This window comes from Oleiagrimonas sp. (assembly GCF_027858935.1).
Classification (GTDB): Bacteria; Pseudomonadota; Gammaproteobacteria; order Xanthomonadales; family Rhodanobacteraceae; genus Oleiagrimonas.
Genome location: NZ_JAQIBU010000363.1, coordinates 1 through 8,808 on the forward strand (window position 1 = coordinate 1; position 8,808 = coordinate 8,808).

Genomic DNA, 8,808 nt, shown 5'->3' on the forward strand with positions numbered 1-8,808 from the left:
GATGCGCTGTTGTTCGGCTGCGAGACTGCCGGCTTGCCGGATGCCGTGTTGCAGGCCTTGCCCGAGGCACAGCGCCTGCGGCTGCCGATGCGCGCCGACAGCCGCAGCATGAACCTCTCCAACGCCGTCGCGGTGACCGTGTACGAAGCCTGGCGCCAGCTCGGCTTCACCGGCGCATCATGATCCGGCCTGCGGGTACAATCAGCGCATGAACGAATCCAAGCCCCTGTTGCCGCGTCCGTTACGCATAGTCGCCGGACGTGCGCTGGAGGCCGCACTCAACCACGCTGTGCGGCTGGATCCCGAGACCAGTGACCGCCTGCAGGCGCTGGAAGGCCGACGGGTCGATCTGCATCTTCGCGGCCCGGAACTGCATGTATCCGTGCGGGTTGAAAACTCCTGTTTGCGGGTGGGGCCCCCGGTGGAGGATGCGCAGGCCCCGGGCGTTGCCCTGCGTGTATCGGCCAGCCCCGGCAGTCTGCTGGCCATGGCGCTACGTCGGGATTCCGCAGCTGCGTCACCGGGCCAGGTCGAGATCGCCGGTGACGCGGATCTTGCGCGTCGTCTGGAAAAGCTTGCGCGGGGCTATGGCCCTGATTTCGAGGAAGCCTTCGCCCAGCGGTTTGGCGATGTGCTGGGTGTCCCGCTGGCTCGCAGTTTGCGTGCCGGCCTTGCCGGGATACGCCGCGGTGGAAATCAGACTCTGGAGGACGTGGCCGACTGGCTTCGCGAGGAGTCGCGTGTAGCGGTGGCCCCGGAGGAAATGGACGAATTCCTGGATGATGTCGACGCATTGCGCGAACGTGCCGAACGCCTTGAAGCCCGTCTGAATCGACTTGCCAGTTCGACGGAGCCCGAGGCATGACGCCATTGCGATTGGCCCCGAGGCTGCTGCGCGTGGCCGTCGTGCTGTTGCGCTATCGACTGGACGAACTGGTCGACGCAGCGCACCTGTTCCGTCCGGTGAAGCTGGTTCGCGGAATCCTGCCGCGCGCGCGTGCTGATGTGCGCGGACTGCCGCGGGGCGCGCGCCTGCGTCTGGCACTCAACGATCTGGGGCCGATCTTCGTCAAGGCCGGCCAGGTCCTCTCCACACGTCGCGACCTCATCCCACCCGATATCGCCGATGAGCTGGCCGAGTTGCAGGACAAGGTGCCGCCATTCCCGGGGCACGAGGCACGCGCGATCATCGAGCAGTCACTGGGTAAGCCGGTGGATGAGCTGTTCCGCGATTTCGAGGTCGAAGCCTTGGCCTCCGCTTCGATTGCCCAGGTGCATGCCGCACGCCTTCCGTCCGGCGAGGCGGTCGTGGTCAAGGTGCTGCGTCCCGGTATCGAGAAGCGCATCAAGCGTGACGTGGACCTGCTGCATGCGCTGGGCGAACTGGCCCAACGCTGGCATCCCAACGCGGACAAGGTTCGTCCGCTGGATGTGGTGGCCGAGGTCGAAAAGACCCTGGGCAACGAGCTGGACCTGCAGCGCGAGGGCGCCAATGCCAGTCTGCTGCGGCGCAATTTCGAGCATTCGGACGATCTCTATGTGCCGGCGGTCTACTGGGATCATTCCAGCGAGCGCGTCCTGACCCTGGAACGCGTGTACGGCGTACCCGCCGACGACATTGCCGCGATCGACAAGGCCGGTATTGATCGGCATGCGCTGGCGGCGATGGGCGTGCGGCTGTTCTATGAACAGGTATTTCGCGACAATTTCTTCCACGCAGATGCGCATCCGGGAAACATCTGGGTCGATACCAGCGTAAGCACGCCAAGGTTCATTGCCCTGGACTTCGGCATCATGGGTTCACTGCCCGAGGCCGACCAGTACTGGCTGGCGGAAAACTTCATTGCCCTTTTCGAACGCGACTATCGGCGTATTGCCGAACTGCACCTTGCGGCCGGTTGGATGCCGCGACATATCCGGGTGGATGAACTGGAAGCGGCCGTACGCACAGTATGCGAGCCCTATTTCACCCGGCCGTTGGCACAAATTTCCATTGCCGAGGTGGCGGCCAAGCTTTTCCAGACCGCACGACGCTTCGAACTGACCCTGCAGCCGCAGCTGATCCTGCTGCAGAAAACCCTGCTTAATATCGAAGGCGTGGGCCGGATGCTGGATCCGGAGATCGACATCTGGTCGGTAGCACATCCAGTGCTCAAGCGTATCCTGCGCAAGCGTTACAGCCCGCGACACGCGATCCGCATTCTGCGGCGACGGCTTCCGGAATGGTTGCATGCCGCGCCGCGCATGCCCGACCTGGTGCGCGAAATGCTGGAACAAAACGTTTCGGGACAGGCGCGCGTGCACTTTGCCTCCGAGGATCTCAAGCAGCTGCATGCCGAAGCGCGGCGATCGCGACGGCTGCTGGCCGGAGGTCTGGTTGGCGCCACCCTGGTCCTGGGCGGAACCCTGCTCTGGTCGCTGGCGCCGCAGCATGGCCCGTGGATCCCCGGAGTTGCCGTGGCCCTCGGTGCGCTGGCCTTTCTGTTCAGCTGGCCCCGGCGCAACTAGACCCGACCCGGGCGTTGGCACGCATTGCTGAACGCCCGCCGTTACAGGGCTACACTTTGGGCATGCTTCGTGTAAACCGATCCATTGCCATTCCCGAGTCCGAACTCACGGAACGCTTTGTGCGAGCCACAGGGCCCGGTGGGCAGCACGTGAACCGGACAGAGAGCGCGGTAGAGCTGCGTTTTGATGCGGCACGTTCGCCGACCCTGCCCGACGCCGTGCGCCATCGCTTGCTGCAGCGTCGTGACCGGCGGATCAGTGCCGATGGCGTGGTCGTGATCCAGGCGCGCCGTTTCCGCGATCAGTCACGCAATCGCGAGGATGCCCGTGAACGCCTGTTGTCCTTGCTCAAGGACGCGTTGCGCGCACCCAACAGACGCATACCGACCCGACCCACGCGCGCATCGAAGGAACGGCGACTGGCAGGCAAGCAGCATCGCGGAAAGATCAAGCGCACGCGTTCGCGAAACTGGAGCGCTGAGTGAACACGCAATGGTTGCCCAAGGTACCGTCCCAGTCACCCCATTCGCGGCGGAGTCTGGTGGCGCATTCAAGCGCCTGGATCCTGCGCATGTCGGGATGGCGTCTGCAGGGCGAGTTTCCAGATGCGCCCAAGCTGATCATCATCGGTGCGCCGCATTCGTCCTACTGGGATGGGGTCTGGGGCCTGTTGATGAAGCTCGCGCTGGGTCTGAATATCAACATCATGATCAAGCGTGAGGTCATGGACGGGCCGCTGGGACCGTTGTTGCGACGCCTGGGACTGATTCCGATCGACCGCAGAGCGCCCATCGACGTGGTCCAGCAGATGGTGCGACGCTTCCGCGAGTGCGAGCGCATGTGGCTGGGGATTACGCCCGAAGGTACGCGCAAGCACGTGAAACACTGGAAGTCGGGCTTTCTGCGCATTGCCCACGAGGCCGATGTGCCGATCCTGCCGGTGTTCGTCGACTATCCCAGCAAGAGCTTCATCCTGGGCAGCATTCAGCACGTGACGGGTCATCGTGATGAGGATCTGGATCGCATTCGCGCCCTGTTTTCCGGCTACCACGGCAAACATCGTGACGCCTGATCCCAGGCATGGCGAAGCGATAACCTCCGGGTGGCGCAGGGACTTGCGGAGCACGCAATGTCAGCGAGCGGAATGCCCGGATTCGTCATATTCGCGGTGGGTCAGCAGGCCCGGCCGGATCAGGTCGACGAAGGCGCGTGCCTCGGGACTGAGATACTTGCCTTTGCGCATCACCACCCCGTAACTGCGCTGGGGGAAAAAGCGCCGCATGTTGCGTACGGCCAGATGTGCTTGATCAGCCTCGCTGAGGCAAATGCCAGTGACGATGGAAATGCCGAGACCCATCGCCACGTAGTGCTTGATCACTTCCCAGCCCCCGACCTCGATGGCGACGGTATACGGCACCTGGCGCTGCTGGAAGACCAGGTCGACCAACCGATAGGTGGTCAGGCGCTGCGGGGGCAGGATCAGGCCGTATGGGGAAAGGTCCTCGATGCCGATGTCCTTGTTTCCGGCCAGTGGATGGTCCAGCGGCATGATCAGCATTGGATCGAAATGGTAGACGGGTGCGTAGGCGAGGTCGTTGGGCACGTCCAGCATCGAGCCGACCGCGAAGTCCGCATCATCCTCGCGTAGCAGCGCCAGGCCGTCTTTTCCGGTCACATTGGCAAGCTCGAGATGCACGCCAGGCATCTGTTCACGAAAGGCCTGCACCAGGGTCGGCAGAAGATACTGGATCGTGGATGTGCCCGCAGCAATCTTCAGCGATCCACTCTTCAGGCCCTTCAGTCGGGACTGGAAGTCACGGTCCAGAGTCTCCAGGCCATCCATCAGCGGGCGCGCCAACTCGTAAAGGAGCTCGCCTGCATCGGTGACGGTTATGCGTCGGCGGGTGCGCTCGAACAGGATGACGCCAAGCTCGCGCTCAAGGGCCTTGATCTGCAGGCTGATCGAGGGTTGCGACAGATACAGTGCCTCTGCCGCGCGGGTCAAGGTGCCCAGCTTGACGGTGTACACGAATGCGCGAAGCTGCTTGGTCCGGTTGCCCTTGTAGTAGAAACGAGGGTCGGTGGCAGGTGAATTTTTGCCCCCACGCCCTTGTCTTGTGCTGGATATCTTATTTTTAATCATGCAATTAGCATCAAAATTGACAATACCAATGTTATGAATTGAAACATTTGCTTTGTCAAATCTAGTTGGGTGCATCAGCGTGTAACTCCCGAACGAATCGCTGGAGATGGCTGATGTCAGTGCTGCCCGAATACGTGCCTGAACGCGGCATGGTCGAAGTCAATGGATGCATGAATCCGGAGCGTGCCCGGATCCTCACGCCCGCGGCGCAGGATTTTCTGGCCATGCTGCACCACCGTTTCGATGCCCGTTGCCTGGAGCTTCTGGCCAGGCGAAAGCTGCGCCAGCGCGCGTTCGATGCAGGGACTTTGCCTGATTTTCGTGACGACACCCGCGCCATTCGTGAGGCGGACTGGAAGGTGGCTCCAATTCCTCCGGCCTTGCGCGACCGTCGCGTGGAGATCACCGGCCCGGTCTCGCGCAAGATGGTCATCAATGCATTGAACTCGGGCGCGCGTGTTTTCATGGCCGACTTCGAGGATTCCAACGCCCCGACGTTCGCCAATTTGATCGATGGCCAGATCAATCTGCGCGATGCAGTCGACGGCAGCATCGAGTTCAGCAATCCGGAGGGCAGGACCTACCGTCTGGACCCGGATCCAGCAGTGCTGATCGTGCGACCACGCGGTTGGCACTTGCCCGAACCGCATCTGACAGTGGACGGACATCCGCTTTCGGGCGCACTGGTGGACTTTGGACTGTTCGTCTTCCACAACGCCGCAGCACTGGCCGCGTGCGACCGTGGGCCGTATGTTTACCTGCCAAAGCTCGAGAGCATGGAAGAAGCTGCCCTCTGGAACGATGTCATGTCGTGCGCCGAGGGCGAGCTGAGCCTGCCCGAGGGCAGCATGAAAGCTACCGTGCTGATCGAGACCCTGCCGGCAGCTTTCGAGATGGACGAGATCCTGCATGCCCTGCGCGCACGCGCGGTGGGACTGAACTGCGGGCGTTGGGATTACATCTTTTCGTACATCAAAACGTTTCGCACGGACCGCTCGCGCGTGTTGCCGGAACGCGGACAGGTCGGCATGACCGTCCCGTTCCTGCGCGGCTATTCACAGCGACTGATCCAGACTTGCCATCGAAGGGGGGCACTGGCCATGGGCGGCATGGCGGCACAGATACCGATCAAGGGTGACGAGGTGGCCAACCGGGCCGCAATGGAAAAGGTGCGGGCAGACAAGCTGCGCGAAGTCCGTGATGGACATGATGGCACCTGGGTTGCACATCCGGCATTGGTTGCGGTGGCCATGGAAATATTCGATGCCCACATGCCGGGGGACAACCAGATCGACCGCAGCAGAGAGGACGTGCACGTGGATCGCGACCAGCTGATCGCGCCATGCAGCGGCAGCATCACCCGGGAAGGTTTCGACAACAACGTGGAAGTGGCGCTGCGCTACACCGCCGCATGGCTTGGAGGCCTGGGCTGCGTGCCTATTCATCACTTGATGGAAGACGCGGCCACGGCTGAAATTGCCCGGTCCCAGTTATGGCAATGGCTGCATCACGATCATCTGGAGTTCACCGACCATGCGCCGATCGATATGGCCTTGTTCGACCGATCCCTGGCCAATCACGTGCATCGTCTGCGGGGCAAAGATGTACCCGGTGTCGAGCACCTCGACGATGCATCGGCACTGTTGGCCGAACTGACGCATGCCGACACGTTGGCCGACTTTCTCACCCTGCCCGCAAGCACGCGGCTCCAAGGTTGCGACACCCCTGCCCTGCCCGAATCAGGAGACAAGAAATGAGCTTTTCGATGCCAAGCACTGAAAGCATGACCCGCGAATGGAATGAAAGCCCTCGCTGGAGCAACGTGACCCGTCCCTATGACGCGGCGAAGGTGGCACGCCTGCGGGGAAACGTGTCAGTCGAACACTCCCTGGCCCGGCGGGGTGCCGAGCGACTGTGGCGGTCGTTGCACAGCGAAGAGTACGTCAACGCGCTGGGTGCGTTGACGGGCAACCAGGCCATGCAACAGGTCAAGGCAGGTCTGCAGGCCATTTACCTGTCCGGTTGGCAGGTGGCGGCCGATGCCAACACCGCCGGCACAATGTATCCGGATCAGTCGCTGTACCCGGTCGACTCGGTGCCCGAAGTGGTTCGTCGCATCAACAACACCCTTCGCCGAGCCGACCAGATCCATCATGCCGAGGGCAACGATGACATCGACTGGATGGTGCCGATTGTTGCAGACGCCGAAGCGGGATTCGGCGGCGTGTTGAATGCATTCGAACTGATGACGCACATGATCGAGGCTGGTGCCGCAGGCGTGCATTTCGAGGATCAGCTGGCGAGCGCAAAGAAATGCGGCCACATGGGCGGAAAGGTCCTGGTACCAACCCAGGAAGCCGTACAGAAGCTGGTGGCAGCTCGACTGGCGGCTGATGTGGCCGGTGTCCCGATGGTGATTGTCGCGCGCACGGATGCCATGGGCGCAGGATTGCTGACATCGGATGTGGATCCGCATGACGCACCGTTCTGCACAGGCACACGTACGATCGAAGGTTTCCACGAGACGCACAAGGGGATCGACCAGGCGATTGCGCGCGGTCTAGCCTATGCGCCCTATGCCGACTTGATCTGGTGCGAAACGGGCACGCCGGACCTGCAGCAGGCGCGACAGTTTGCCGAAGCGATTCATGCAAAGTTTCCCGGTAAATTGCTGGCCTACAACTGTTCCCCCAGTTTCAACTGGAAGCAGAACCTGGATGAAGCCACCATCGCTTCTTTCCAGAGCGATCTGGCTGCCATGGGCTACAAGTTCCAATTCATTACCCTTGCAGGGTTTCATGCACTGAACTATTCGATGTTCGAATTGGCACGTGGATACAAGGACCGCCAGATGGCTGCATATGTCGAGCTCCAGGAGGCGGAATTTGCCGCGGAGTGTCACGGTTACACGGCAGCGCGTCACCAGCGGGAAGTGGGCGCGGGTTACTTCGACAGTGTCAACCAGGCCATATCCGGTGGTTTGAGCTCACTTTCTGCACTCTCAGGCTCCACAGAAAGTGACCAGTTTCACATTTCCAGGCATTCAAACGCCGCGTGAACATCGAAAAGCCATGGATGGCATGAGTAATGCGAGGAGAGGGGCAAGACCTGCAACGTGACAGACCGCACAAAAAGGTGGCGTAAACGTCTGGAGTTGCTAGGATTGACTCCCATGCACATGAGGAAGGGTTTGTGGTCAAGGGGAAGTACGGGACCACACGACGTATCGCCGGCGTCCTTTCCGAGGATGCCCATATTCGACGTCTGTCCGGCGCCGAGATGGGATCGTTCTGTTCGGTAGGTACCCGCTGCACGGTCGATGCAGGACAAGTGCTTTTTCGTCGCGGCGAGATTGGGCAATGCATGTTCATCATCGAGCGCGGCCAGATCAAGCTGGACTTTGCCGGGCACATGCGCAACAAAACCCTGGGCGAACGCGAGTTCTTTGGTGAACTGGCCCTGTTCATTGGCCATCACGCGCGCATGGCCGACGCGGTGGCCGTTGTTGATTGCGAATTGTGGTCGGTGGACCAGCCGGGTTTCGATATCCTTCTACAGAGTCAGCCTGATCGCATGGTGCAGTTCATGCGGCGGTCGTTTGCGTATCTGGTGTCAAGTGAACAACATCTGGTGACCGGACTGCAGCGACGAAATGAGGATCTGCTTCGAGCCATGGAGTCCCTGCGTGCGACCAAGGGTGAGCTTACGCGGGCCGAAGATCAGGTGCGAACCGATGACATGACCGGGCTGAGCAACCGGCGTGGCCTGTATGCCTACCTCGACGGACTGTTGCCGCTTCCGGAAGGTCTGCAACTGGGCATGCTGCTGATTGATCTGGACCACTTCAAGAAAATAAACGACCAACATGGATTGATGGTTGGCGATGAAGTCCTTCGCGCAGTAGGCAAGGTCATCCGCAGTGTGACCCGCAGTGGTGACCTGGCCGGGCGGCTGGGGGACGACGAATTCACATTGATCTGCCAGGTCGAGTCGGCACAGCAGCTCAGGCTTCGCGCAGACCAGATCCTCCAGGGTGTTCGCCGTCTTGGATTTGGAGATTTCGGGGAACCGGACCTGTTTGTCACCGTCAGTATTGGTGGCGGGATGTGTGAACTCATTGATGGCTGGTCCATGTGGTATGGCGACATGGACCGTGC

General features: G+C 61.3%; 9 protein-coding genes. 8 read left to right on the forward strand and 1 reads right to left on the reverse strand.

Annotated elements, in window-relative coordinates:
* From PF446_RS13825 to PF446_RS13845, 5 genes are all read left to right on the forward strand, one after another.
* Positions 1-183 (forward strand): TrmH family RNA methyltransferase (locus tag PF446_RS13825; protein WP_298072599.1); only part of this gene is annotated, 183 nt, incomplete at its 5' end.
* A 25-nt stretch (positions 184-208) separates the two neighbouring features.
* Positions 209-865 (forward strand): SCP2 sterol-binding domain-containing protein, encoded by a 657-nt coding sequence (locus PF446_RS13830; RefSeq protein WP_298072600.1) that lies wholly within the window; start codon positions 209-211, stop codon positions 863-865.
* Positions 862-2,508 (forward strand): ubiquinone biosynthesis regulatory protein kinase UbiB, encoded by a 1,647-nt coding sequence (ubiB, locus tag PF446_RS13835; RefSeq protein ID WP_298072602.1) that lies wholly within the window; start codon positions 862-864, stop codon positions 2,506-2,508. The genes PF446_RS13830 and ubiB overlap by 4 nt, the downstream gene beginning before the upstream one ends.
* 62 nt (positions 2,509-2,570) lie before the next feature.
* Positions 2,571-2,993, forward strand: a complete 423-nt coding sequence (gene arfB, locus PF446_RS13840) for an alternative ribosome rescue aminoacyl-tRNA hydrolase ArfB (RefSeq protein ID WP_298072604.1) — start codon at positions 2,571-2,573, stop codon at positions 2,991-2,993.
* A gap of 86 nt (positions 2,994-3,079) precedes the next feature.
* Positions 3,080-3,580, forward strand: coding sequence for a 1-acyl-sn-glycerol-3-phosphate acyltransferase (locus tag PF446_RS13845; protein WP_298072606.1), 501 nt, complete (start codon positions 3,080-3,082; stop codon positions 3,578-3,580).
* Positions 3,581-3,640: 60 nt separating this feature from the next.
* Here PF446_RS13845 and PF446_RS13850 read toward each other — a convergent pair whose 3' ends face one another.
* Positions 3,641-4,651, reverse strand: coding sequence for a LysR family transcriptional regulator (locus PF446_RS13850; RefSeq protein WP_298072607.1), 1,011 nt, complete (start codon positions 4,649-4,651; stop codon positions 3,641-3,643).
* A 113-nt stretch (positions 4,652-4,764) separates the two neighbouring features.
* Here PF446_RS13850 and aceB point away from each other — a divergent pair, with 113 nt between their 5' ends.
* The 3 genes from aceB to PF446_RS13865 all read left to right on the forward strand — a co-directional run.
* On the forward strand, positions 4,765-6,408 hold the full coding sequence (aceB, locus tag PF446_RS13855; RefSeq protein WP_298072608.1) for a malate synthase A: 1,644 nt from the start codon (positions 4,765-4,767) through the stop codon (positions 6,406-6,408).
* Positions 6,405-7,709 carry an isocitrate lyase gene (gene aceA / locus PF446_RS13860; protein ID WP_298072610.1) on the forward strand — a complete coding sequence of 435 codons (1,305 nt, stop codon included), beginning with the start codon at positions 6,405-6,407 and terminating at the stop codon, positions 7,707-7,709. The genes aceB and aceA overlap by 4 nt, the downstream gene beginning before the upstream one ends.
* A gap of 134 nt (positions 7,710-7,843) precedes the next feature.
* Positions 7,844-8,808: GGDEF domain-containing protein (locus tag PF446_RS13865; RefSeq protein ID WP_298072611.1), on the forward strand; the 965-nt coding region annotated here is incomplete at its 3' end.

Coding starts and splice junctions, on each gene's coding strand:
- ubiB (WP_298072602.1), top strand. CDS start 862: ATGACGCCATTGCGATTGGCCCCGAGGCTGCTGCGCGTGGCCGTCGTG.
- PF446_RS13850 (WP_298072607.1), bottom strand. CDS start 4,651: ATGATTAAAAATAAGATATCCAGCACAAGACAAGGGCGTGGGGGCAAA.
- arfB (WP_298072604.1), top strand. CDS start 2,571: ATGCTTCGTGTAAACCGATCCATTGCCATTCCCGAGTCCGAACTCACG.
- PF446_RS13845 (WP_298072606.1), top strand. CDS start 3,080: ATGTCGGGATGGCGTCTGCAGGGCGAGTTTCCAGATGCGCCCAAGCTG.
- aceB (WP_298072608.1), top strand. CDS start 4,765: ATGTCAGTGCTGCCCGAATACGTGCCTGAACGCGGCATGGTCGAAGTC.
- aceA (WP_298072610.1), top strand. CDS start 6,405: ATGAGCTTTTCGATGCCAAGCACTGAAAGCATGACCCGCGAATGGAAT.
- PF446_RS13830 (WP_298072600.1), top strand. CDS start 209: ATGAACGAATCCAAGCCCCTGTTGCCGCGTCCGTTACGCATAGTCGCC.